20 protein-coding genes are annotated in these 25,317 nt (G+C 66.9%); 12 read left to right on the top strand and 8 right to left on the bottom strand.

The window, feature by feature from the left end:
- Positions 1 to 390 precede the first annotated feature (390 nt).
- From QMX81_RS08155 to QMX81_RS08145, 3 genes are all read left to right on the top strand, one after another.
- Positions 391 to 900 carry a hypothetical protein gene (locus QMX81_RS08155; RefSeq protein WP_282260412.1) on the top strand — a complete coding sequence of 170 codons (510 nt, stop codon included), beginning with the start codon at positions 391 to 393 and terminating at the stop codon, positions 898 to 900.
- A gap of 19 nt (positions 901 to 919) precedes the next feature.
- Positions 920 to 1,771: a pseudouridine synthase gene (locus QMX81_RS08150; protein WP_282260410.1), complete on the top strand. Its 852-nt coding sequence runs from the start codon at positions 920 to 922 to the stop codon at positions 1,769 to 1,771.
- Between the two features lie 91 nt (positions 1,772 to 1,862).
- Positions 1,863 to 2,207 carry a hypothetical protein gene (locus QMX81_RS08145; RefSeq protein WP_121042925.1) on the top strand — a complete coding sequence of 115 codons (345 nt, stop codon included), beginning with the start codon at positions 1,863 to 1,865 and terminating at the stop codon, positions 2,205 to 2,207.
- Positions 2,208 to 2,267: 60 nt separating this feature from the next.
- Here QMX81_RS08145 and kbl read toward each other — a convergent pair whose 3' ends face one another.
- Positions 2,268 to 3,479, bottom strand: coding sequence for a glycine C-acetyltransferase (gene kbl, locus QMX81_RS08140; protein ID WP_121042927.1), 1,212 nt, complete (start codon positions 3,477 to 3,479; stop codon positions 2,268 to 2,270).
- 196 nt (positions 3,480 to 3,675) lie between these two features.
- Here kbl and QMX81_RS08135 point away from each other — a divergent pair, with 196 nt between their 5' ends.
- Positions 3,676 to 4,377 (top strand): TorF family putative porin, encoded by a 702-nt coding sequence (locus tag QMX81_RS08135; protein ID WP_282260406.1) that lies wholly within the window; start codon positions 3,676 to 3,678, stop codon positions 4,375 to 4,377.
- Positions 4,378 to 4,575: 198 nt separating this feature from the next.
- Here QMX81_RS08135 and tdh read toward each other — a convergent pair whose 3' ends face one another.
- A complete protein-coding gene (gene tdh, locus QMX81_RS08130) occupies positions 4,576 to 5,598 on the bottom strand; it encodes an L-threonine 3-dehydrogenase (protein WP_121042931.1) in 1,023 nt (340 codons plus the stop codon).
- Positions 5,599 to 5,854: 256 nt separating this feature from the next.
- Here tdh and QMX81_RS08125 point away from each other — a divergent pair, with 256 nt between their 5' ends.
- The 7 genes from QMX81_RS08125 (at position 5,855) to QMX81_RS08095 (ending at position 14,631) form a co-directional block, all read left to right on the top strand.
- Entirely contained in the window at positions 5,855 to 8,017 is a 2,163-nt protein-coding gene (locus QMX81_RS08125) for a S46 family peptidase (protein WP_282260404.1), read from the top strand.
- Between the two features lie 356 nt (positions 8,018 to 8,373).
- Complete coding sequence (locus tag QMX81_RS08120) at positions 8,374 to 9,018, top strand: histidine phosphatase family protein (RefSeq protein WP_282260402.1); 645 nt, start codon at positions 8,374 to 8,376, stop codon at positions 9,016 to 9,018.
- 51 nt (positions 9,019 to 9,069) lie between these two features.
- Positions 9,070 to 10,347, top strand: coding sequence for a bifunctional tetrahydrofolate synthase/dihydrofolate synthase (gene folC / locus QMX81_RS08115; protein ID WP_282260400.1), 1,278 nt, complete (start codon positions 9,070 to 9,072; stop codon positions 10,345 to 10,347).
- A 98-nt stretch (positions 10,348 to 10,445) separates the two neighbouring features.
- A complete protein-coding gene (locus QMX81_RS08110) occupies positions 10,446 to 11,474 on the top strand; it encodes an SPOR domain-containing protein (protein ID WP_282260398.1) in 1,029 nt (342 codons plus the stop codon).
- Between the two features lie 58 nt (positions 11,475 to 11,532).
- Complete coding sequence (locus QMX81_RS08105; protein WP_121042942.1) at positions 11,533 to 12,264, top strand: CvpA family protein; 732 nt, start codon at positions 11,533 to 11,535, stop codon at positions 12,262 to 12,264.
- Positions 12,265 to 12,294: 30 nt separating this feature from the next.
- The gene (gene purF, locus QMX81_RS08100; protein WP_121042944.1) at positions 12,295 to 13,761 is read left to right on the top strand and encodes an amidophosphoribosyltransferase; all 1,467 of its coding nucleotides are present in this window, start codon (positions 12,295 to 12,297) and stop codon (positions 13,759 to 13,761) included.
- 9 nt (positions 13,762 to 13,770) lie between these two features.
- The gene (locus QMX81_RS08095; protein WP_282260392.1) at positions 13,771 to 14,631 is read left to right on the top strand and encodes a ferritin-like domain-containing protein; all 861 of its coding nucleotides are present in this window, start codon (positions 13,771 to 13,773) and stop codon (positions 14,629 to 14,631) included.
- Here QMX81_RS08095 and QMX81_RS08090 read toward each other — a convergent pair.
- Positions 14,604 to 16,082 carry a DUF2235 domain-containing protein gene (locus QMX81_RS08090; protein ID WP_282260391.1) on the bottom strand — a complete coding sequence of 493 codons (1,479 nt, stop codon included), beginning with the start codon at positions 16,080 to 16,082 and terminating at the stop codon, positions 14,604 to 14,606. The genes QMX81_RS08095 and QMX81_RS08090 overlap by 28 nt on opposite strands.
- A gap of 635 nt (positions 16,083 to 16,717) precedes the next feature.
- Between QMX81_RS08090 and QMX81_RS08085 the strand changes: the two genes are divergently transcribed.
- Entirely contained in the window at positions 16,718 to 17,974 is a 1,257-nt protein-coding gene (locus tag QMX81_RS08085) for a zinc-dependent metalloprotease (RefSeq protein WP_282260389.1), read from the top strand.
- Positions 17,975 to 18,017: 43 nt separating this feature from the next.
- Here QMX81_RS08085 and lpxH read toward each other — a convergent pair whose 3' ends face one another.
- The 5 genes from lpxH to ppx all read right to left on the bottom strand — a co-directional run bounded on the left by lpxH (position 18,018) and on the right by ppx (position 25,286).
- Positions 18,018 to 18,761: a UDP-2,3-diacylglucosamine diphosphatase gene (gene lpxH / locus QMX81_RS08080; RefSeq protein ID WP_282260387.1), complete on the bottom strand. Its 744-nt coding sequence runs from the start codon at positions 18,759 to 18,761 to the stop codon at positions 18,018 to 18,020.
- Between the two features lie 46 nt (positions 18,762 to 18,807).
- Positions 18,808 to 19,347, bottom strand: coding sequence for a phosphatase PAP2 family protein (locus QMX81_RS08075; protein ID WP_121042954.1), 540 nt, complete (start codon positions 19,345 to 19,347; stop codon positions 18,808 to 18,810).
- Positions 19,328 to 20,467, bottom strand: a complete 1,140-nt coding sequence (locus tag QMX81_RS08070; RefSeq protein ID WP_121042956.1) for a glycosyltransferase family 1 protein — start codon at positions 20,465 to 20,467, stop codon at positions 19,328 to 19,330. The genes QMX81_RS08075 and QMX81_RS08070 overlap by 20 nt, the downstream gene beginning before the upstream one ends.
- Before the next feature lie 146 nt (positions 20,468 to 20,613).
- Complete coding sequence (locus QMX81_RS08065; protein ID WP_282260381.1) at positions 20,614 to 23,523, bottom strand: TonB-dependent receptor; 2,910 nt, start codon at positions 23,521 to 23,523, stop codon at positions 20,614 to 20,616.
- Positions 23,524 to 23,759: 236 nt separating this feature from the next.
- Positions 23,760 to 25,286, bottom strand: a complete 1,527-nt coding sequence (ppx, locus tag QMX81_RS08060) for an exopolyphosphatase (protein WP_121042961.1) — start codon at positions 25,284 to 25,286, stop codon at positions 23,760 to 23,762.
- Positions 25,287 to 25,317 lie beyond the last annotated feature (31 nt).

Raw genomic sequence — 25,317 nt, 5'->3', positions numbered from 1 at the left:
TTGTGTATAAGAGACCGCGGTCGGCCCCTTGGCAAATGCCCCCGGCCCGCCGCCTTGCGGCGACGGCCTCCTCCTTGATTTTGCCCAGGGGCCTACCGGCCGCTACGAGGCTCGGCGTGCTGTAAGTCCACTAAAACCCAGCCTTTCGTTGCGGCGCCAACGGGCTTGGCCCAGCGCTCGACGCACTGGCCGCCGAGAGTCAAAAAGTTCGCCGTTCGCTTCAAGAAGTGCCCTCGCCGATGGAGAAGCGCCTTGTCACGCATCCAGTCGGGTCGAATCCTGGAAATCGACAATAAATCCAATAAGTTGCCGTATTCATTGAAAGTGGCGCTTGAAAGACGTTGTGGCGCTGTTAAACTCGCCGCGTCGACCCCTTCCTGGATGCATCCCATGCAGCGTTTTGCACTGGCCGCCGCGCTTGGCCTGGCCCTGGTTCCCGCCGCCCACGCTGCCGTGGACTGTTCGGCACCTGCCAGCGCATCGCCGCTGCCGCTGCCGGCCACCGCGATCGCACCGGTTGCCGAAGAGCTGTACATCCGCAACGTCCAGTTGGGCATGCCCGCCGGCGTGCTGACCTCCAGCTACGACCGCGAGCAGTCGCTGGACAGCGTGCTGCAGCGCCTGCGCATCGACGGCTGCCAGAACATCGCCAAGGCGATTCCCAGCGCACCGGTGATCAACCCGAACGATCCGGCGGCCTACAAGCCGCAGACCGAGTTCGACAACACGCCGTGGCGCTTTGACATGAGCCAGAACGGCAAGCGCATGACCGCCGAAGAATTCGACGCCTGGATGAAAGCGCGCGGTGTGCGCGTGGTCAAGGCGCGCCCGGTACCGGCTGCCGTGCCGGCCGCCGCCAGCGAAGCACCGGCTGAGACCAAGCCGGCGGACAAGAAGTAAGCCGCCTGAGCGGAGCACGATGACGACACGCCGGCCACCCGCCGCGAACGCGTCCCGACCACGCCGCCCCGAGCGGCGTGCGAGCCCTGCAACAGCTGCCCGCAACGCCGCCTCCAGCACCCCTGCGGGCGCACCGCGCCATGGCCTGGCGCGCGTGCTGTCCAAGGCCGGGCTGTGCTCGCGGACCGAAGCCGCACGCTGGATCGCCGATGGCCGGGTGACGGTCGACGGCCGTGTCATCAACAACCCCGAATTTCCGATCATCGACGGGCGCCATCACGTGCGCGTCGATGGTCAGCCGCTGGATGCGCCCAAGCGCGTGCACCTGATGCTCAACAAGCCGCGCGGCCTGGTCACGACCGCGCAGGACGAGCGCGGCCGCGACACCGTTTATCGCTGCTTCGATGCTGCCAGCCTGCCGTGGATCGCGCCGGTCGGGCGCCTGGACAAGGCCAGCGAAGGCCTGCTGCTCTTCAGCAATGATCCGCAGTGGGCCGCGCGCCTGACCGATCCGGCCACCGGCCCGGACAAGACCTATCACGTCCAGATCGATGCCATCCCCGATGCCGCGCAGCTGCAGGCGTTGTGTACGGGCATCGAGGATGAGGGCGAACTGCTGCGCGCGCGACGCGCCACGCTGCTGCGCAGTGGCGACAAGACCGCCTGGCTGGAAGTGGTGCTGGAGGAAGGCCGCAACCGGCACATCCGCCGCCTGCTCGCCGCGTTCGACATCAACGTGCTGCGCCTGGTGCGCGTGGCGATCGGCCAGCTGCCGCTGGGCGAGCTGGGCAAGGGCGCCTGGCGCGAGCTCAGCCCACACGATCTGGAGCTGCTTTACGCCGTGGCCGACAGCGCCGCGGCCACACCGTGACCTCGTGGCCTGCCGGCATGTGGCAGGCCATTCGACCCGGGCAATGGATGGCCTTCGAAGGGATGTTCCGTTCAATACCGGGAGTAAGACCATGCACGTCAGTACCCTCAACCGTTCCCTGTTCCGCGGCGCCTGCCTGTTGTTGCCGGCCGCGCTGCTGACCGCCTGTGGCGGCCACAAGCAGATTGCCAAACAGGATCCGCCGGTGACCGACAAGGTGGTGGAGATCAAGATCCCCGAGCTGGATGGCCGCGGCAGCTACCGCTTCCTGATGAGCGATGGCGACAAGCGCATGAGCGCCGACGAGTTCGATGCGTGGATGAAGGCCAACGGCATCCGCGTCGCCAAGGGCAACGGCCAGGATGGGCCCGTCGCCGCACCGGTGGTGGTGGCCAGCAAGGAACAGGCCCAGGACAAGAAGAAAAAGAAAAAATAAAAAAACGCCGGGCACTGCCCGGCGTTCTGTGGGGACGGCGCGCAGGGCGCCGTCGTCCGGTCACCCCTTGATCACGCCCAGCTCCAGGCCGATCCGGGTGAAGGCATCGATGGCACGGTCCAGGTGCGCACGCGTGTGCGCGGCGCTGATCTGGGTGCGGATGCGGGCCTGCCCCTTGGGCACCACCGGGAAGAAGAAGCCGATCGCGTAGATCCCTTCTTCGAGCAGGCGCTCGGCGAACTTCTGCGCCAGCGGCGCGTCGTACAGCATCACCGGGCTGATCGGGTGCACGCCCGGCTTCACATCGAAACCGGCAGTGGTCATCTTCTCGCGGAAGTAGGCAGTGTTCTGCGCCAGGGTATCGCGCAGGTCATCGGCGGCGGCCAGCATCTGGAAGGCCTTGATGCCGGCGGCGACCACGTGCGGCGGCAGCGAGTTGGAGAACAGGTACGGGCGCGAGCGCTGGCGCAGCAGTTCGATCACTTCGGCGCTGGCGCAGGTGAAGCCGCCCAGCGCACCGCCCATGGCCTTGCCCAGGGTGCCGGTGATGATGTCGATCTTTTCCAGCACGCCCTTGACCTCGGCCGAGCCGCGGCCGGTCGCGCCGAGGAAGCCGGTGGCATGGCATTCGTCGATGTGCACCAGCGCGTTGTACTTCTTGGCCAGCGCGGTGATCTCATCCAGCGGGGCGATGAAGCCGTCCATCGAGAACACGCCATCGGTGGTGATCAGCTTGGTCTTGCAGCCGGCCGCATCGGCGGCCTGCAGCTGGGCTTCCAGATCGGCCATGTCGCAGTTGGCGTAGCGGAACCGCTTGGCCTTGCACAGGCGCACGCCATCGATGATCGAGGCATGGTTGAGCGCGTCGGAAATGATCGCGTCGTGCTCGCCCAGCAGCGGCTCGAACAGGCCACCGTTGGCATCGAAGCAGGCCGCGTACAGGATGGTGTCCTGCTTGCCGAAGAAATCGGCGATCTGCGTTTCCAGCTGCTTGTGCAGGTCCTGGGTGCCGCAGATGAAGCGCACCGAGGCCATGCCGAAGCCATGGGTATCCAGCGCGTCCTTGGCGGCCTGGATCAGGTCCGGATGGTCGGCCAGGCCCAGGTAGTTGTTGGCGCAGAAGTTCAGCACCGTACGGCCGTCGTCCAAGGTGATCTCGGCCGACTGCGGGCTGGTGATGATGCGTTCGGACTTGAACAGGCCCTGGGCGCGGATCGCCTCCAGTTCTTCAACGTAGTGCTGGGTCAGCGAGGCGGTGGTGGCGTCGGTCATGGCAGGCAGTCTTCGGCACGGGAAACCCGGGATTTTACCTGTCGGGGGCGACGGCGGGGTTGCCGCCGGCGGTGGAAGGGCGGGGCAGGCCGGGGGACGGTTGCAGACGTGATTGTTGCATCGCAATATCAATCAGGTTAAAAAACTGTAAACCGCGCCGTTCCGCCCACCCCACCCACGTCTGGAGAGACCCCGCATGAACCACGCCACGCGCTGTACCGCCGCCGTTGTGCTCTGCGCCGCCCTGCTTGCCCCGTTTGCCGCCAGCGCCCAGGACGAGGCCGAATCGCCGTTCAGCTGGAACGTCACCGCGGTGTCGGACTACGTGTTCCGTGGTGTGTCCCAGACCGATGAGGATCCGACACTGCAGGCCGGCTTCACCTATACCTCGCCGGTAGGCCTGTATGCGGGCGTGTGGGGCTCGGGCGTGGACTTCGGGCCGGGCGACCCAAGCACCGAGATCGACTACCTGATCGGCTACGGGGTGGATGTCACCGACGGCGTCAATTTCGACGTGCTGCTCAACCGCTACACCTATCCGGGCGCCAGCGAGCTGAACTACAACGAGTTGATCACCACCACCACCTTCGCCGAGCAGTACAAGCTGACGGTGGCCTACACCGATGATCTGTCCGGGTCCGATACCAAGAGCTGGTACTACGCGGTGGGCGGCGAGTGGGGTCTGCCCAATGATTTCACCCTGAGCGCGAACGTGGGCCGCACCTCGCTCGAGACCGATTTTGGCAAGGACTACACCGACTTCAACGTCGGCGTGAGCCGCCAGTTCGGCCTGTTCAACCTGGGCCTGGGGTACCACGGCACCGATGGCGCCGGTCGCGACAACAACGGCAAGCTGGCTGACAACCGCGTGGTGTTCACGGTCGCCGTTGGCAAGTAGCCCGCCACTGGCCGGCGCCCGACACCGCCGGCAACCTCGTGAACCAGAAAAGGCGCCCGGATGGGCGCCTTTTCAATGTTGGCCTCACACCGGACCCTTGCTGGAGAACAGCCCCCTTGTTGTTCAACGGGGCGCGCCAACGGCGCGGGAATCAAGGTGGAATGGACAATGGATCATCTGTGCCGAAGGCACAGGTGATCAATTCCAGCTCAAGACCACCTTGCCAGCCTTGCCCTGTTCCATCAGGTCGAAGCCCTTCTGGAAATCATCGATCGGCAGCTGGTGGGTCATCACCTTCCCCAGCGGGAAGCCGGACAGCACCAGCTGGGTCATCTTGTACCAGGTCTCGTACATCTTGCGGCCGTAGATGCCCTGCACGGTCAGGCCCTTGAAGATGATCTTGTCCCAGTCGCAGCCGGCACCCTTGGGCATGATGCCGAGCATGGCGATCTTGCCGCCGTGGTACATGCAGTCGAGCATGTCGTTGAACGCGCGCGGGTTGCCGCTCATTTCCAGGCCCACGTCGAAGCCCTCCATGTGCAGCTCCTTCATCACGTCCTTGAGCGAGGTGTTGGAGACGTTCACCACGCGGGTGGCGCCCATGTCGGCGGCCAGCTTCAGGCGGAAATCATTGACGTCGGTGACCACCACGTTCCGCGCACCGATGTGCTTGCAGATGCCGGCGGCGATGATGCCGATCGGGCCGGCACCGGTGATCAGCACGTCCTCGCCGATCACGTTGAACTCCAGCGCGCAGTGCGCGGCGTTGCCGTACGGATCGAAGAACGCAGCCAGCTCGGAGGGGATCTGATCCGGGATCGGCCACAGGTTGCTGGCCGGCATCACCATGTATTCGGCGAAGGCGCCGTTGACGTTGACGCCGATGCCCACGGTGTTCGGGCACAGGTGCTGGCGGCCGCCGCGGCAATTGCGGCAATGGCCGCAGACGATATGGCCTTCGGCCGAGACGCGCTGGCCGATCTCATAGCCGGTCACGCCCGGGCCGATCTCGGCGATGCGGCCGACGAACTCGTGGCCGATGGTCAGGCCCGGCTTGATCGTACGCTGGCTCCACTCGTCCCACAGGTAGATGTGCAGGTCGGTACCGCAGATGGCGGTTTTTTCCAGCTTGATCAGGACCTGGTTCGGGCCGGGGGTGGGGACCGGAACGTCTTCCAGCCAGATGCCCTTGGCGGCTTCGCGTTTGACCAGGGCCTTCATTGTTTGCTGCGCCATCGGGGTGGAACTCGTCTGGGGGAAAACGCGGATTATAGAGGGCTGCGCGGAATTCCCATGTTGCGCTGCGGGTGCGTTGGCGGAGCGAAAGGCGGGGGTGCATGGGCGTTTCGAACGGCGCCGCTGCGCTCGCCGGGCCATGCCCGGCGGACGGCGGCCTGGCCTGGCCCATGACTTCCGGGGATCGGGCCGTGGCAGGGGCTGGGCTACACTCGGCGGTTCTTTCACCAGGGGCTGCTCAATGCGCTCGAACCTGCTTGCCTTCTCCGTCGTCGCCAGCCTTGGGCTGGTCCAGGTCGCCCATGCCGCTGAAGGCATGTGGGTGCCGCAGCAGCTGCCGGAAATCGCCGGCCCGCTCAAGCAGGCGGGCCTGAAGCTGTCCGCGGAGCAGATCTCCAACCTGACCGGCGACCCGATGGGCGCGGTGGTGGCGCTGGGCGGCTGCACCGCCAGCTTCGTCTCCCCGCAGGGCCTGGTGGTCACCAACCATCACTGTGCCTACGGTGCGATCCAGCTGAATTCGACGGCTGAAAAGAACCTGATCAAGGACGGCTTCAACGCGCCGACCCTGAAGGACGAGTTGAGCGCCGGCCCGAACGCCCGCGTGTTCGTGCTGGACCAGATCACCGACGTCACCGACCAGGCCAAGGCCGCGATCGCCGCCGCCGGCAAGAACCCGCTGGCCCGTACCCGCGCGCTGGACGCCTTCGACAAGGCCCAGACCGCCGCCTGTGAAGCCGATGCCGGCTTCCGCTGCCGCCTGTACAGCTTCTCCGGCGGCAACACCTACCGCCTGTTCCGCAACATGGAAATCAAGGACGTGCGCCTGGTCTACGCGCCTCCGGGCAGCGTCGGCAAGTTCGGCGGCGACATCGACAACTGGATGTGGCCGCGCCACACCGGTGATTTCTCGTTCTACCGCGCCTACGTGGGCAAGGACGGCAAGCCGGCCGCCTTCTCGGCCGACAACGTGCCTTACCAGCCCAAGCACTTCCTGAAGTTCGCCGACCAGCCGCTGGGCGCCGACGACTTCGTGATGGTGGCCGGTTACCCGGGCCGCACCAACCGCTACGCGCTGGCCGGCGAGTTCAATGAAACCGCCAGCTGGACCTACCCGACCATCGCGCGCCACTACAACGCGGTGCTGAAGATGATCGACGAGGCCGGCAAGGCCGACCCGGACGTCAAGGTGAAGTACGCGGCGACCGCGGCCAGCATGAACAACGTGGCCAAGAACTACGCCGGCCAGCTGGAAGGCTTCAAGCGCATCGACGCGGCCGGCCAGAAGCAGGCCGAAGAAGCCGCCGTGCTGGCCTGGCTGAAGAAGCGTGGCGCCGCCGGCAAACCGGCCCTGGCTGCGCATGCGCAGCTGATCCAGCACCTGGACACCAGCAAGGCCACGCGTGAGCGCGACCTGTTCGTCAGCCAGTTCAACAGTACGTCCGCAGTGGGCTCGGCAATCACCCTGTACCGCCTCTCGATCGAGCGCAGCAAGGCCGATGCCGAGCGTGAGGTCGGCTATCAGGAGCGCGATCTGCCCTCCATCGAAGGCGGCCTGAAGCAGATGGACCGCCGTTACGTGCCGCGCATGGACCAGCAGCTGCAGACCTACTGGCTGAGCCAGTACGTGGCCCTGCCGGCCGCGCAGCGCACCAACGAGGTGCTCAACCAGTGGCTGGCAGGCAGCGATGCGGCGGCCGTGCAGGGTCTGGTCGGCAAGCTCTCGGCCACCAAGCTGGGCAGCCTGGATGAGCGCCTGACGTGGTTCAAGGCCGACCGCGCCGCCTTCGAGGCCAGCACCGATCCGGCGATCCAGTACGCGGTGGCGGTGATGCCGGCGCTGCTGAAGCAGGAAGAGCAGAAGAAGACCCGCGAAGGCGAGTCGCTGGTGTCGCGCCCGCTGTATCTGCAGGCCGTGGCCGACTACAAGAAGAGCAAGGGCGAGTTCGTCTATCCGGACGCCAACCTGTCGCTGCGCATCACCTTTGGCAACGTCATGGGCTACGGCAAGGACGGCGTGAACTACACCCCGTTCACCACCCTGGAAGGCGTGGCCGCGAAGGAAACCGGCGAAGACCCGTTCGATTCGCCCAAGGCGCTGCTGGAGGCGGTCAAGGCCAAGCGTTACGGCGGCCTGGAAGACAAGCGCATCGGCTCGGTGCCGGTGAACTTCCTGTCCAACCTGGACATCACCGGCGGCAATTCCGGTTCGCCGGTGCTGGATGCCAACGGCAAGCTGGTCGGCCTGGCGTTCGATGGCAACTGGGAGTCGGTGAGCTCGAACTGGGTGTTCGATCCGGTGATGACCCGCATGATCGCGGTCGACAGCCGTTACATGCAGTGGATCATGCAGGAAGTGGCGCCGGCGCCGCAGCTGCTGAAAGAACTGAACCTCAGCAAGTAAGCCGACCCGTCGGTTTCCAGAACCCCGCAGCGACATCTGCGGGGTTTTTTCATGTGCGAATGACAGTCAAACGCGTGGCGTCTTGCTTTCCCCTGCGGGAGCGCGCCAGGCAGGGCTGGGCGAGACACGGCGCGTCCTGCCAGAGGCTGCCCGGCCTCAGCCTGCGCGGGCCAGTCAGGCGCCGGGCTGTACGAGCCATCCTTCCGTAAGTCAGCAAGTCAGCAAGCACGCAAACAACGAAGCGCAAAGCGCCACACAGCTTCACCGCCGCGACCGGGTATGATCCCTGTTCGGCGTGGTTTCACAGGATGTGAACGAAGCGCCGGAACCTCCTCCCCCAAGGACCCCTTGTCCGCATGCGCATCCTGCTTGCCCGTCACGGCGAAACGCCGTGGAATGCCGAAGGCCGCTACCAAGGCCAGATCGATATCCCGTTGTCGCCGATCGGCGAAGCCCAGGCCAAGGCACTGGGGGAACGTCTGAAGTCCGTCGACATCACCCGCGCCGTTGCCTCACCGCTCTCGCGCGCCCAGCTCACCGCCCAGCTCGCACTCGGTGCCGAACGCGCTCCGATGCTGCAGACCGAGCCGGACCTGCAGGAAATCGCCCACGGCGAATGGGAAGGCCTGCTGGCCAGCGAAATCCACGACAAGGATCCCTCCCGCCTGCGCGCCTGGCGCGAAGAACCGGACACCGTGCTGATGCCCGGCGGCGAATCGCTGCGCCTGGTGCTCGAGCGCAGCTGGCGTGGCCTGGCCCGTGCCGCTGAAGGCCTGGGCGAGCACGACACCCTGCTGGTGGTCGCCCATGACGCCGTCAACCGCGTGATCCTGTGCCGCATCCTCGGCCTGCCGATCTCGCGCCTGTGGGCCTTCCGCCAGGCACCGACCACCCTCAACCTGCTCGAAGGCCCCGACCTCGATCAGCTGGAAGTGGTCCGCCTCAACGACTGTGCGCACCACACCCCGTTCTTCGGCGAAGCCAAGCACCGCGCGCTGTAACGCACTGCGTCCCATCCTGCCGTCCGCCCCAACGATTCCGATCCAACGACCATGACCACCACCGCCCGCCCGCAGACCCTCTCCGATTGGCTCAGCTACATCGAGCAGCAGCACCCGGCCACCATCGACATGGGGCTGGACCGGGTGCGTACCGTGGCGCAGGCGATGGGGCTGGGCGCGCCGGCCGAGCGCAGCATCGTGGTCGGTGGCACCAACGGCAAAGGCTCCACCGTGGCCTTCATCGAGGCCATCGCACGTGCCGCCGGCTGGAAGGTCGGTGCGTACACCTCGCCGCACCTGCTGCGCTACAACGAGCGCGTGCGCATCGATGGCCAGGACGCCACCGATGACGCTCTGATGGCGGCCTTCAACGCCATTGAGGACGCGCGTGGCGATACCACGCTGACCTACTTCGAGTACGGCACGTTGGCCGCCCTGCAGCTGTTCGCGCAGGCGGGCCTGGATCTGGCCGTGCTTGAAGTCGGCCTTGGCGGGCGTCTGGATGCGGTCAACATCGTCGATGGCGACGTGGCGGTGATCACCACCGTCGATATCGACCACAGCGACTGGCTGGGCGAGGACCGTGAAGCGATCGGGACCGAGAAGGCCGGCATCATCCGAGGCTGGAAGCCGGTGATCCTCGGTGAAATCGATCCGCCCTCGAGTGTGCTCGCGCGTGCCTATCTGGTGGGTGCCAACGCCATCCGTGGCGGCAGCGATTTCTTCGCCGATGCCATCGATGGCGAGCGCTGGCGCTGGCGCGATGTCGGCTTCCGTATCGAACTGCCGCATCCGACGCTGCGCGGGCCCATCCAGCGGGCCAATGCCGCGACGGCGATCGCCGCGCTGCGTGCGCTGGATCGTCCGCTGCCGCGCACCGCCTTCATCGAAGGCGTCGCCGCCGCGCGTATCCGTGGCCGTCTGCAGGCCTTCGATCGTGACGGCGTGGAGGTGCTGGTCGATGTCGGCCACAACCCGCAGGCTGCACGCGAACTGGCCACCGCATTGAAGGCCAGTCGCGTCACCGGCGACACCATCGCGGTGTTTGCCGCCCTGCAGGACAAGGATGCCGCCGGGGTGGTCGAGGCCTTGGCCGATCAGGTCCAGCAGTGGCATCTGGCCGGGCTGGAGGGGGCACGTTCGCAGAGCGCCGAGGAACTGCGGGACCGCCTGGCCGGCACGGCTGCGGCCGGTGCTACGCCGCACGCCACCGTCGTGGACGCCCTGCAGCATGCCGTGACGCAGGCCAAGGCCGGCGATCGCGTGCTGGTGTTCGGTTCCTTCCACACCGCCGCGCAGGCGCTGCAGACCCTCGATCCCGGCGCCTGAGGCTGCTTTGCAGCGCCGTTCAGCCGCATCAGCCGCCGCACACGCGCGCACCCGTATAATCGCCGTGGCATTCCGCCGCGCCGCCTGCCTGCCTTCACGTGGATACTCCTCTGAAACAGCGACTGATTGGTGCCATCGTCCTGGTGGCGTTGGCCGTGATTTTCCTGCCCATGCTGGTCAAGGGTCCCGCTCCTGACAGTGGTGTCGCCAACGTGCCGATCAGTGCACCGGCCGCGCCGTCGGATGGCCAGTTCGAAACCCGCGAGCTGCCGCTGGTCGCACCCACCGGTGGCGCCACCGGCCTGCAGAGCGGGGCATCCACCACCCAGCCGCTGGCCGACAGCGCTGCGGTCGCCCCCGCTCCGGCGCCGGCGGACACCTCGCCGGCCGTGGCCGCCGGCAACTACGCGGTGAGCTTTGGCGCCTACGCCACCGAAGCCGATGCCGACCGCGTCATCGCCTCGCTGAAGAGCGCCCAGCTGGCCGGCTTCCGCGAGCCGGCCACGATCAATGGCCGCCAGGCCTGGCGCGTGCGCGTGGGCCCCTACGCCGATCGCGCGCTGGCTGAAGCCGGCCGCCTGCAGGCGGTGAAGGTGCGCAATGACGTCAAGGCCGAGGTCATCACCCTGGATGCCCGCGCCGATACCGCGGTTGCCGCCACGCCGGCCGCCACCACACCGGCCCCGGCGGCGGCTCCGCCTGCCTCCAGCGTTGCCGCCGCGCCGGCGGGCACTACCGTGAAAACCGAATCCCTGCCGGCCGAGCCGGTCGCGGCCGCCAAGCCGGAACCGAAGCCGGCCGCGCCCAAGCCCGAGCCCAAGCCGGCCCCGGCGCCGAAGCCCGAGACTGCCGTCGCGGCACCGGCGGCACCGGCTGCCCCGGCCGCCAGCAGCGTTGGTTTCGCCGTGCAGCTCGGTGCCTTCGGCCAGGCGGCCGAGGCCAATGCGCTGCGCGACAAAGTCCGCGCCGCCGGCTTCAGCGCCTTCGTTGAGCAGGTCCGGACCGACAAGGGCACCCTCAGCCGGGTCCGCGTCGGGCCGGTCGCCAACCGCGCCGATGCCGAGAACCTCAAGGCCCAGGTGGCCGCCAAGGTCGGCGTGGCCGGCATGGTCCGCCCGCACCCCTGATGCCTGTTCTGCGCCGCCCCGCACCCGCTGGACGGCGCCAACCGCGCGGCCTGCCGGCATGATCGACATCGTCCTGCTGGTCCTGATCGGGGCCTCCGTCCTGCTTGGCCTGATGCGCGGCTTTGTCGGCATCGTGGTCAGCACGCTGTCCTGGCTGCTGGCCGGCTGGGCCGCGTTCCTGTTCGGCAATGACGCGGCCCACTGGTGGGCGGCGCCGCTGGAACCGGGCACCGGCCATTACGTTGCCGGCTACCTGGGGGTGTTCCTGATCGTCATGATCGCCGTTGGCCTGATCGGCATGCTGATCAAGGCGGCCGTGAAGGTCACCTGCCTGACCGGCGCCGACCGCCTGCTGGGCGGGGCACTGGGTCTGGTCCGCGGCGCCTTCCTGGGCTGCGTGCTGCTGATGCTGGCCGCCTTCACGCCGCTGCCGCAGGAGCCGGCCTGGCAGACCTCGCAGGTGCGGCCGCTGCTGCAGCCTGGCGTGCGCTGGATGCAGGCGCAGCTGCCCGAGATGGCGCTGCCGGAGGTGAATCTGCCGCAACTGCCGACGATGGATTTGGGCAAGCCGCTCGCGACAGGCGATAATGGCGTCCTTGGCGAAGTAGTGGCAGGGCGCGGATGGCCGCGTCCCGTTGACGAGGGGAGGGAAACGGCACCTGCCGACGCTGCGGCGCGCGGGCCGGCTTCCACACTGCCAGTCAATATCGAGCCGGCGCACCCGCGTCCGGACGACACCGCTCCGGCACGGAACGGTACCCCCGGCCAGGCACGGCCACCTTCACTGTAGATGGGCGCAGCCCAGCGGAGAATTCGCACCATGTGTGGCATCGTCGGAATCGTCGGCAACCAGAACGTCGCCGGGCAGTTGTATGACGGCCTGACCGTCCTCCAGCATCGTGGCCAGGACGCGGCCGGCATCGCCACCGCCGACGGCACCCGCCTGCGCGTGCAGAAGGCCAATGGCCTGGTCCGCGATGTGTTCGATGCCAAGCGGATGTCCACGCTGGAAGGCCGCGTCGGCATCGCGCACGTGCGCTATCCCACCGCCGGTTCGGAAGGCATGGACGAGGCGCAGCCGTTCTACGTGAACTCGCCGTACGGCATCGCGCTGGCCCACAACGGCAACCTGATCAATACCGAAGCCCTGCGCCAGCAGGTGTTCGAGCAGGACCGCCGCAACGTCAACACCGATTCGGACAGCGAAGTGCTGTTGAACGTGTTCGCCTTCGAACTGGATGCGCAGCGCCAGCTGACCCCGGAAGCGGCGATCCGCGCCGTGGCCGCCGTGCACCGCCGCGTCAAGGGTGGCTATGCGGTGATCAGCGTGGTGCTGGGCCTGGGCCTGGTGGCCTTCCGCGATCCGCACGGCATCCGCCCGCTGGTGCTGGGCAAGCGCGCGCACGCCGAAGGCGACGAATACATCGTGGCCTCCGAATCGGCCGCACTGGACGTGCTCGGCTTCCAGCGCGTGCGTGATGTGCGCCCGGGCGAAGCCCTGGTGATCACCGCGCGTGGTGAGCTGTTCTCCGAAGTCTGCGCCGAGCCGGTCGAGCACAGCCCGTGCATCTTCGAGTACGTGTACTTCGCCCGCCCGGATTCGATGATCGACAACGTGTCGGTGCACAAGGCGCGCATGCGCATGGGCATCAAGCTGGGCGAGAAGATCCTGCGCCTGCGCCCGGATCACGACATCGACACCATCATCCCGATCCCGGATACCTCGCGCGATGCCGCGCTGGAGATTTCCAACACGCTCGGGGTGAAGTACCGCGAAGGCTTCATCAAGAACCGCTACATCGGCCGCACCTTCATCATGCCGGGCCAGGGTGAGCGGGTGAAATCGGTGCGCCGCAAGCTCAACCCGATCCACCTGGAGTTCCGCAACCGCGTGGTGCTGCTGGTCGATGATTCGATCGTGCGCGGCACCACCAGCCAGCAGATCGTGCAGATGGCGCGTGACGCCGGCGCCCGCAAGGTCTACCTGGCCAGTGCCGCGCCGCCGGTGCGCTACCCGAACATCTACGGCATCGACATGCCGGCCGCCGAAGAACTGGTCGCGCACAACCGCAGCATCGAAGAAATCGAGAAGCACCTGGGCTGCGACTGGCTGATCTACCAGGACATCGAGGACATGGAAGCGGCGGTGAGCGAAGGCAATCCGGAGCTGACGTCGTTCGATTCCTCGTGCTTCAACGGCGTCTACCCGACCGGCATCGAGCCGGGGTATTTCGAGCGCATCCAGCAGCTGCGTTCGGACGATGCCAAGCACAAGCGTCGCGCCTGAGGGCAGGGCATGAGTGACGTGTTGGACAGCGCGGCCGGCGATCTGCTGCAGGCCGCGCAGCAGTGCCTGGGCGAGCCGGATCCGCTGCGCAAGGTCGCGCTGACCCAGCACTACGCGGTGCAGTTCCGCGCCGGTCGCCTGAAGGCACCGGCCGATGCGCCGGCGCCGGAGCCGATCCGGATGCCGGGCCGCCCGGCCAGGCCGACCCTGGTCCACCCGCGCGATCTGCCGCGGCGTGGCCTGGGCAGCGTGGAGGGGCGCGCCGCGTTCGTGCACGCCATCGCGCATATCGAACTCAATGCGATCGATCTGGCCTGGGATGCGGTGTACCGCTTCCGCGGCCTGCCGAGCTCCTTCCATGCCGACTGGGTCAGCGTGGCTGATGACGAATCGCGCCACTTCATGCTGCTGCACGATCGGCTGCAGGCCAACGGCTATGCCTACGGCGATTTCGACGCGCATAACGGGCTGTGGGAAATGTGCGAGAAAACCGCGCATGACGGGCTCGCGCGCATGGCACTGGTGCCGCGTGTTCTCGAAGCGCGCGGGCTGGATGTCACGCCGGGCATGATCGTGAAGCTGCGTGCCGGTGGCGACCATGCCACCGCCGATGTGCTGGAGATCATCCTGCGCGAAGAGGTCGCGCATGTGGCCGCGGGTTCGCGGTGGTACCGCTGGTACTGCACGCGCGAGAACGTCGAGCCGCGCCCGCGGTTCATGGCACTGCTGCGCGAGTACGCCGGCGGCTTCCTCTATGGCCCGTTCAACCTGGAAGCCAGGCTGCTTGCCGGATTCGACGAAGAAGAACTGGCCGAGCTGATCGAACAGACCGAACTGCGCGGTCAGGTGTTGGCCAGCACCACGCGCTGACCGTTTTCGGTCGGCCGGTTGACATAGAACAGGCCCGGCCCCGGCCGGTACGGCAGTTCCCGCGTGCCTTCATCGGCGGCATAGAGCAGCGCAGTGTCACCCAGTGCATCGAAGTTCCAGTGCGCGGACTGCATCAGGTAATGCTGGCCAAGCGTGCGCTCCTGCGCGGCATCGAGCGGATGGCCGGCCAGCAACCGGGCCGCGATGGGCTGCAGTTCAGCGGGCAACGCCAATGCCGGCAGCTGGTCAGGCGAGGTTGTCCAGGCCACGCCCGCCGCTGCGGCATGCTGGTGCAGCAACCGCAAGGCGATGAACTGGTAACGCGCGTCGATCTCGCGGCGCAGCACCACCGCCGCGTAGGCACGCAGGGTAAATTGCGGCAGGACGCTGCGGCTGCCGGCGACACGCTGCTGTTGCCAGTGGTGCCAGACGTCCACCCAGATCGCGTCATCTCCCAGCCCCAGTGCGCGCTGCCAGCGCCGACACGTCGCCTGTGCGGCGCGGTAGACAGTGCTCGCGCGCAGCAGCGCCAGCGGCGGTACATCGCCTGCCGCCAGTCCGGTGCCACGCAGCAGCTGTCCCTGTGGGCGGCTCAGCAGCTTGGGTCCTTCGATGCGCTGGTCGTAGCCGCCGCCGATGTTGGCGTGCACGCCTGGCAACGCGATCTCTTCATGTTCGGGCGCCACGCTGGTCAGCGCGAAATGTTCGCGGTGCTCATCGCGCGCGACCAGCTGCACCACCTTGTCCGCACAGCCGGCGGGCAGTGCGACCGCCGGCATCTCACCGGGGTGCTGGCGGCCGATCGCCACCACCGTATCGAGCAGCCCGACGAAGCGCACCGGCCGCACCGCGGCTGGAAATCCCGGCGCCAATGACCAGCCCGAGCGCACCAGTTGCTCGCGCAGCCACGCGGCGGCACCGGGTGTGTTGAGCACGTTCACCGCGTCGCGCGCGCTGGCCGCGCCACGCGAATAGCCAAACAGATCCACCCGCGCGCTGCCGAGTACGCGGCCAGGGTGTGCGCGGGCGAGCTGGCGCAGCGCGTCGGGTAGCAGCTGCTCCAGGGCCCGGCGTCGCTTTGCGCGGACACCGGTGCGGCCGATGCCGAACGCCAGCCCCAGCAGGTCGTCCTCTTCACCGGTGCGCGTGCCCACACCCTCGATATAGATCGACAACGCGAGCATGCTACCTGCGGGCGGCATCTGCCGATGGTCCGGATACAGCGCATGCAGCCGCGCAATGTTGGTCAGGCCGTTGCTGTAGCTGCTGGTCAAGCGGCTCTGGTACGGGGAGGCATCATCGGCGACCACGGCGGGTGGGCGCGGTGTTGGCGTCGTGGCGCCTGCCGGGCGTGAGGCGCGCTGCAGATTGTCAGCGTTGTTGCGGGTGCCATCGAAGAACAGACCGATGTGCAGCGTACTGTCGAGGCGGGTGCGATCGGGTGGGCTCATATCCAGCGCCTGGTTCGGGTCTGCATGCATATCCGCCTGTGTCCGGCCATGATCGACCCGCGGGGTTGAGCAGCAATGGGGACGCACGGTAGGACGATAATTCAATACGCGGCGATGATCGAGATGTCGCTATCGGCATTTTGTTTTGATACCAAGGCCGATATAACGCAAGGTTTACGGGGCCGTGTCGAGCGGTGCCTATTCTGCAGGCCGTTTCCGCACAACGGGCCTTCCCATGATGCTTCGCCCACCGGCCCTGAACCGGCGTCGTTTTCTCGGTCTGGCGGCGCTGGGAAGCACCGCGCTCAGCCTCCCCCGGCACGCTCTGGCACAGCATCTGGACGGAGCGCTCACCGCCACGTTCGATGCGGACTGGTGGTGGGGCGCTTTCCGCGCCCTGACCCTCAAAGCCCTGGCGGCGGTCCGGTTGCAGCGCGTGTGGCCAGCCGGGCTGCAGCCGGCGCTCCGGGATGTTGGGCCAGCCTGAACCAAGATGCGGTCGATCACAGTTCGGAAGTTTCGTCCTCAATTTCTATTGAATTCACGCGGTCATGTCGCGCCAGATGGGCATGCCGGCCCTACCGGCTGACCGCAGCACCGACTCCGCTCCCGTTTTTCACTCAAAGAGAGGCGACATGATGTCCAGTTCGATGAGCAAGGCCGCAGGTGTGATCGCGTTGTGTCTGTTGGGGGCCGGTGGCGCTGCCGCGGCGCCGTTGTTCGAGCCGGTCACTGTGTTGAGCCGGGCCGGCAACGCTCATCAACCGGCCCTGCAGGCCCTGATGGGCTCGCCGTCGACCAGCGCGGTGCAGGAGGTACGGGTGGATGCGAGGGCGGTCGCGCCGGCACAGAAACACCTGGAGTTCGAACTGCTGGGACAGCCGGTGCAGGCCCTGCAGAGCAAGGTCGAGACGCTCGCCGACGGCGGCAGCATCTGGTACGGCCAGATCGGCACGCGTGCCGGCGCTCGCCTGATCAAGGCCGGCGCGCCGGACCCGATGAACGCGGTGATCCTGGTGCGTTCGGGCGACACGATCACTGGCTCGATCCGGAAGGACGGCCAGCTGTACCGGCTGCGTCCGCTGAGCGATGGTCGCCATGTGCTGGTGGAAGTGGATGAGGCGCGCATGCCGGCCGATCATCCCGCCGAGTACAACACCCTGCCCACCGTGGCGATGCCGGCCAATGACCGGCTCGGGATCGCGGCCGCCTCGTCGGGTACGCCGGCCACCATCCGCGTGCTGGTGGTAGCCACCAATGGTGCGGTGGCGGCCTATGGCGGCAACATGCAATCGCTGGTGCAGCTGGCGGTGGCCGAATCCAACCAGGGCTACAGCAACAGCAATGTCGGCATCACCCTGGAGCTGGCCGGGTACGAGACCACCAGCTACGCCGAGTCGAGCAGTTTTTCCACGGATCTGTCGCGCTTCCGCAACACCAGCGATGGGGTGATGGACAGCATCCATACCAGCCGCAACACCACCCGGGCCGATGTAGCGGTGCTGGTGATCAACAACGCCAGTTCCTGTGGCTTGGCCTCGGGGATCGGCTCCACGGCGGCGACGGCGTTTGCAGCGGTGCATTGGGACTGCGCGGCCGGGTACTACTCCTTCGCGCACGAAATCGGCCACCTGCAGAGCGCACGGCACGACATCGCCACCGACGGGAGCGCTTCGCCGTATGCCTACGGCCATGGCTACCGTTACGAGCCGGCGAGCGGCACCGGCTGGCGCACGATCATGGCCTACAACTGCACACGCAGCTGCCCGCGGTTGAACTACTGGTCCAACCCGAACGTCAGCTACAACGGGATCCCGATGGGCATCGCCAGCAGTGCCGACAACCAGCGCGTGCTGGTCAACACCAAGGCGGCTGTGGCCGCATTCCGCTGATCTGGATTTCCCGCGGCGGCCACTGGGCCGTCGCGGGGGCGGTTCAGTTCGCCAGGGCGTCCAGCGTCCAGCCTTCGGGCGTGACGCGCAGCACCGAACCCTGTTCGTACCAGTCACCCAGCACGATGCGGGTGCAGTCTCGCCCGCCGGCCTGCAGCGCGTGGATGGCGGGGCGGTGGGTATGGCCATGGATCATCGTGTCCACGCCATAGCGGCCGAACGTGGCGTCGACCTCTGTCGGCGCGACATCGGTGACGGTTTCGAACTGGGCGCGATCGCCCTGTTTCATTTCCGACTGACGCGCTTGGCTCGCATCGCGCGCCTTCTGCGCGAACGCGATGCGTGCGGCCAGCGGCTGCGACAGGAACTGCGCCTGGAAGACCGGGTCGCGGGTCTGCGTGCGGAACTGCTGGTAGGCGACATCATCCGTGCACAGCAGATCGCCGTGCTGCAGAAGTACCGGACGGCCATACAGGTCGATGACGCTCGGGTCGGGGAGAATCGTGAACCCTGCGCGGCGCGCGTAGTCCTCGCCGACCAGGAAATCGCGGTTGCCGCGGATGAAGTACACCGGCACCCCGGCATCGGCCACGGCATGCAGCGCGATCGCCACCGCATCGGCGGCCGGGGAGGGCGTGTCATCGCCGATCCAGGCTTCGAACAGGTCGCCCAGGATGTACAGCGCCTCGGCCTGCATCGCTTCATCGCGCAGGAAGGCCAGGAACAGGTCGGTGATGGCTGGACGACTCGGGTCCAGGTGCAGATCGGAGATGAACAGCGTGGTCATGGACCCATTGTAAAACGCAGGTGCGCGATGCGCGCGTGCCTGTTGCTCACACCGGCAACGGCAGCCATTGCAGGCTGGCGGCAGCGAGCAGTGCGGCGATGCCGGTCGCGGCCAGCACATCGCTCGGGTAGTGCAGACCCAGCACCACCCGCGACAGCCCGATCAGCACGGTGAAGGGCACCAGCAGCGGGGCCAGCCACGGGTAGTAGGCCAGTGCCACGATCGTGAAGGACACCGCGTGCAGGGTGTGCCCGGACGGGAAACTGAACTCGTCCAGCGGCGCCACCCAGGCACGGATGCGCAGGTCGGCGGCAAATGGCCGCGGGCGGCGCGTCCAGCGCTTGAGGCCCTTGTACAGCAGCAGTGCCATCAAGCCGGTGGCAGCCATGTGCAACGAAGCACGCAGGCCATCGAAGCCGTCCAGCAGCACCAGCGCGCCCATCAGCGCGTACCAGAACGCGCCATCGCCCAAGCGGCTGATCACCGCGAAGGCATGGCGGATCCGGCGGTGCCGGCAGTAGTGGTTGGCGCGGCGGCACCAACGGGTTTCGCGCCCGCGCAGGGCATCAAGCGGCGTGGTCGGCATGCGGCCTCCGGGCCTGGGCCAGTTCGGCCAGCAGCGCATCGAACTCGGCCACCACGTGCTGCGGATGCAGCCGCTTCATCGCAACGGCGGCCGTGCGGCCGAGCCGGTGGCGCAGGGCGTCGTCGCCGGCCAACTGCACGGCGGCGGTCACAAACTCGCTGTCGTCATTCACGGCAATGCCGTTTTCATCGGTGCGCAGGTACTCGCGGGCAGCGCCGTAATCGAAGGCGACCGTGGCCAGACCGCTGGCCATCGCTTCAAGGGTCACGTTGCCGAAGGTCTCGCTGCGGCTGGGGAAGAGGAACAGATCGCCGCTGGCGAAGTGCCGCGCCAGCGCATCGCCGCGCTGCACGCCGCAGAAGATGAAGTCCGGGTTGTCATGCGACAGCTTGGCGCGTGACGGTCCATCACCGACAAACACGAACCGCGCCTTCGGTCGCACCTGCTGCAGGCGGCGGAATGCTTTGACCGCCAGACCGAGGTTTTTTTCCGGTGCGATGCGGCCGACATAGATCGCCGCGAAGCCGTTGCCATCGATGCCCCATTCCTCGCGCAGTGCCGGATCGCGCCGCTCGGGCTCGAACTGGCTGCTGTCCACCGCGCGCGCCAGCAGACGCACCCGATCAAAGCCCTGTTCGCCGAGGAAGTGCTGCAGCTCCTGGGTCGGCACCAGCGTCGCATCGGCCTGGTTGTGGAAGCGCCGCATCCAGCGCAGGGCGGCCGCCTGCAGCCAGGCCACGCCGTAGTCGGGCAGGTACTCATCGAAGCGGGTATGGAAGCCGGTCGCGACCGGGATCCCGAGGCGCCGCGCGGTGCGCAGTGCCGACCAGCCCAGCGGGCCTTCGGTGGCGATGTAGATCGCGTCCGGCCGCTGGTGTTGCCACTGGCGGGCCAGGCGGGTGGGGGCGGGCAGGCCGAAGCGCAGGCCGGGATAGCGTGGCAGGCCGGCACCGGTGACCAGCACGGTGCTGTCCACCGCCTCGCTGTCGGACGGTTGCCGCGGCCGGACCAGATCGACCTGATGGCCCGCGGCACGCAAACCCAGTTCCAGGCCCTGCACGGTCAAGGCAACGCCGTTGACTTCAGGGGGGTAGGTTTCGGTGACGATGGCATAGCGCATGGCGGGCCTCCGGTATGCCACGCATGCTGGGGCCGGGCGATGTAGCCGACATGACCGCTGTATGACGCTTGGATGACGCACGCGCCGCCACAAAAAGCCACGGCCCCGAAGGGCCGTGGCAGTGACCTGGTGCTATCCGGCGGCGATCAGAAACGCTGCTGGTACTTCATGTACATGAAACGGCCGATGTCGTAGCCGCCGTAATAGGAGAACGCCGAGTTCGGCTGGCTGTACATGATGGGGCCATACTTCTGGAACACGTTGTTGGCGCCGACCGAGACAGTGGCATCCCAGGGCAGGTTGTAACGGAACTGCACGTCGTGGAAGGTGACAGAGCCGCGCCGGTTGTAGTCGCGCGAGCCGGCAAACCAGGGCGCCTGCATGCCCGGGTCGGAGCACTCGTCCGGCCGGGTCTTGACGTTGATGCAGCGTTCCTTCACCCCGGAGTAGTAGCGCGCGGTCCAGCTCACCCCGAAGTCCCCAACGTCCCAGCCCAGGGTCAGGTTGGAGCGCACGCGGAAGCCGCTGCCGATGCCGTTGCTAGGGGTCGGCACGACGTCGGTGTCGTTGGTCGAACGTGACAGGTACGAGCTGACGTAGGTGGTCGACCATCCCGTGCTCAGCTTGCCGTAAGCGGTATCCAGATGGTGGCTGAGCTCCAGGTCGTAGCCTTCGGTTTCCACGAAGCCGGAGTTGCGCTTGCCATACTTCAACTGGTCGACGATGCCGGTGACCGGATCGCGGGTGAAGCCGCTGCAGCGAGACGCGATGCCCTGCTCATAGCAGTCGCGCAGCATGTCGTTGGGGTGGTCGTTGACGATGGTGTTGTCGATGCGGATCTTCCACCAGTCCAGTGCCACGTTGAGGTTGGGCACGAAGGTCGGGCTCCAGACCAGGCCCAGCGTGCGGCTGGTCGAGGTTTCCGGCTGCAGGTCCGGATTGGAGCCATTGGTGAACGGCACCGGGGTCTGGTCGCTGCTGCTGGTGATCGGCACGCCGCCCTGGCGCAGCTGACGGTAGCTGTCCGCATTGGCGATGTCAGCGGCACAGCGCGCGCGGACCTCGGCACTGCTGGCCGAGGCGCCGTAGACGGTATCGCAGGGGTCGCGGTAGCCGGTGGTGAAGGTCTCCGAGCCACCGCCGTACAGATCGGAGATGGTGGGTGCACGGAAGCCTTGCGCCCACGTGCCACGCACCAGCAGCTGCTCGATCGGCTTCCACTTGAAGCCGAATTTGCTGTTGAGGGTGGTGCCGAAGGTGCTGTAGTCCGAGTGACGGGTGGCGGCGTTCAGGCTCAGCTCGCGCGCACCCGGCAGGTCGGCCAGGATCGGCACGCTCAGCTCCAGGTAGGCCTCGTTGACCTTGTAGTCGCCGCCGGTCGGGCCGGCGGCCAGATTGGTGGTGGCGCCGCTCTGGGCCAGCGGATCGGGAATGAACTCACCGGCCTCCTTGCGGGTTTCCACGCCGAAGGCGAAGCCAAGACCGCCGGCTGGCAGCGTCATGACCGTACCGGCGATGCTGGCGAACGCGTTGCGGGTGGTGGTCTTGCCGCGGGAGACTTCCGGCGGGAACAGATAGTCGATCAGCGCCTGGTTGCCGGTCAGGCCATTGGGGTCATTGCTGCCGTAAGGCACCAGTGGATTCCAGGGCATGCAGCCGGCAATCGGCGCGCCAGGAACGCCGCATTCCACCTTGCCGGTAACCTCGTTGTAGTACGACGGGCCGACCGCGTTCTTGACGCGTTCCTTGTTGAGGTTGCCGGTGGCGCGCTGCAGCAGTTCGCTGCGGTTGTACTGGTAGCCCACTTCCCAATCGAAGTAGCGCTCGCCCACCTCGAAGCTGCCTTCCAGTGCCGCCACCGCACGCCAGGTGGTCAGCTCGCTGGTGCTGACCCGCGGGACCTCCCAGGTGCGGCGATTCCAGGCGATGTCGGTGGGGTTCTCGTACCCATGGTGATTGCCGAACGGATTGAACCAGCTGTCGGCCGACATCCGCCCGATGCCGGCGGTGGAGGACTGCAGCGGATAGCCGGCGATCTGGCGGGTGGACGTGCGTTTGTTGTAGCCCAGCTGAGTGGTCAGGCGGATGTCATCGGTCAACTCCAACCGGCCATCCAGGAACAGCGAATCGCGCTTGAGCGGCGAGATCAGGTGCATCTGTTCCTGCGCGTTGCTGACGTCGCCGGTGACGGGGGTCAAGTCACTGAGATGGTAGTTGCCCGGGTTGGTCGGGTCGGCGCCGCGGTCCAGTGAGTAGTTGCAGCCTGCCGCGGCGGTACAGCCCGGGCCCTTCAGGCCGTTGATCTGACCCCACTGACTGACCTGGGTCCAGTTGTCGCCGGGGTGGCGCGTGGTGTTCGGGAATTGGCTGAACCAGCGATCGCGTGCCCACACCCCCTTCTCTTCGGTGTGCTCGGCCGAGAAGGTCAGCGAAGCGCGGTCGTTGGACCAGCCGGCCACCACGTCGACGCTGTTGCGCGCGCCATCGCCCTGGCTGTACTGGCCGTGGTAGACGTTGGCAGTGACGCCATTGACGTTGTGGCGGGTGATGATGTTGATCACGCCGGCCATGGCGTCCGAACCATAGATCGCCGAGGCGCCGTCCTTCAGCACTTCCATGCGTTCGATCGCCGAGACCGGCACACTGGAGATGTCCTGGTAGCCGCCGGTGTTGATGCCCAGGCGCTTGCCGTTGATCAGCACCAAGGTGCGCTGTGCGCCCAGGTTGCGCATGTCGATGTAGGTGCCACCGGCGTTCTCGCCAGCGGCCAGGACGTTGGAGCGGCTGATGGACGGGCTGCCTACCGCGGTCAGGTTCTGCAGGATGTCGGCGACCGAGCTGAAGCCCTGGCGTTCGATGTCGGCGCGGCTGATCGCGAGCACCGGCTGCGCGGATTCGACATCAACCTGGCGGATGCGCGATCCGGTGATCTCGATGCGGTCCAGGGTGGTCGGGGTGGCGTCCTGGGCGAGGACGGCGGTGGAGGCCAGGCCAGCGGTGCCGGCCACGAGGGCAAGGCGGATCGCCTGCCACAACGGGGTGGTGGATGAAGACATGATCGACTCTCTCTCTCTCTCTTATCGGAACGACGTCCAAGAAGTCGGCGGACCCAAGTGCCGCCTGCTTCAAAAGTCCGGCCGTGTGAAGACCGGTGTCCCGAGAGTAGATCGATTGGTTAAGAAGCCATGAAGCACATGTGAGGCCGTTCTCACTATGAGTTCATGGGTGCAGCGATCTGCGAATTCAGCCCATGAATTGCTGCAGATGCACGTTTAGAAACGGTTGAAAAGCGTCATGCAACGAAGGGTCGGAACTGCACACCCAGCCCGGCCATACCCTCGGTTTCCCCGATCAGATCCGCGCGCAGCAGCGGACGCGCATCGATATACGCCTGTGGCAGGATCAGTGACAGTCGCGCGTCATCGGCGGTCAGTTCCAGCGCCGGCATCGGGGTGTCTTCGTGCGCGCGGTTGAGCAGGACCGCCAGGCGCAGCAGCGCGGTCATGCGCCGTGCCGGCTGCAGCAGACGTTCGGGCAGCGCCTCGAAGGCGGACTTGGAAATGTTGCGGCGATGGCTGCGCACCAGCGCGGCCAGCAGCTGCTGTTCCTGCCGCGAGAAACCGGCGATGTCCGAGTTCTCCAGCACGTAGCTGCCATGCACGTGGTAGCCGCTGTGCGCGATCATCAGGCCGAGCTCGTGCAGGCGCGCGGACCAGCCGAGCATGCGCGCATCGTCGGGATCCAGCTGCCAGCTTTCTTCGACCTGGGCCAGCAGGTTCATGGCCGTGCGTTCCACACGATCGGCCTGCACGGTATCGATGCCGTAACGCTGGGTCAGTGCCGCGACCGATTCGTCGCGCAGGTCGTTCTCGCTGGCGCGGCCGAGGATGTCGTAGAGAATGCCCTCGCGCATCGCGGCCTTGCTGACCAGCAGCTTCTGCAGCCCGAGCGCCTGGAAGGCGGCTTCGAGCACCAGGATGCCACCGGCGATGATCGGGCGACGATCCGCGGACAGGCCCGGCAGATCGATGTCCTCGATGCGCTTGGCCTTGAGCAGTTCATCGCGCAGCTGCGGCAATGCTTCGGCGGTGATCGCGCCCTTGCTCAGTTTCATGGTGGCGCAGATTTCGCTGATCGCCTTGTGCGTGCCGGAGGACCCCAGTGCTTCGTGCCAGCCCAGTGCGCGGTACTTGTTGGCGAACTGCTGGAACTCCGCGCCGATTTCGGTCAGTGCGTCCTTCCAGCGCTTCTTGCTCAGCTTGCCGCCGGGGAAGAAGCGGCGCGTGCTGGCGATGCAGCCGGCCTGCAGGCTTTCGCGCTCCAGGGTCTGCATGCCCTGGCCGATGATGAATTCCGTGGAGCCACCGCCGATGTCGATCACCAGCCGGCGCTGGTCCGCCTTGGGGGGCTGCGCATGGGCCACGCCGAGGTAGATCAGGCGCGCTTCTTCGCGGCCGCTGACCACTTCGATCGCATGCCCGAGCGCGGTTTCGGCCGGCATCAGGAAGGCCTGCGGCGAGCGCAGCTGGCGCACCGTGTTGGTGGCCAGCGCGCGGACGCGCACCGAGGGGATCGCACGGATGCGCTGGCCGAACCGGGCCAGGCACTCCAGCGCGCGCTGGCGGGCCTCGGCGGACAGGCCGCCCTTGCCATCCAGGCCATCGGCCATGCGCACGGTTTCGCGCAGGCGGTCGACCACCCGCAACTGCCCGAGGGTGTATCGCGCGATGACCATATGGAAACTGTTGGATCCCAGGTCGATGGCGGCGAGCAGGTCGCCATCCTGCAAAGCGGGCGGAGTCGTGGAGGTATGCGGCATGGGCGAATGTTAGCCGAAGGCAGGGGCCCCG

Source organism: Stenotrophomonas sp. PS02301 (genome assembly GCF_029959485.1).
GTDB lineage: Bacteria > Pseudomonadota > Gammaproteobacteria > Xanthomonadales > Xanthomonadaceae > Stenotrophomonas > Stenotrophomonas maltophilia_Z.
The sequence above is the reverse complement of the archived record's forward strand: the minus strand, read 5'-3'. Positions and strand labels throughout refer to the sequence as shown.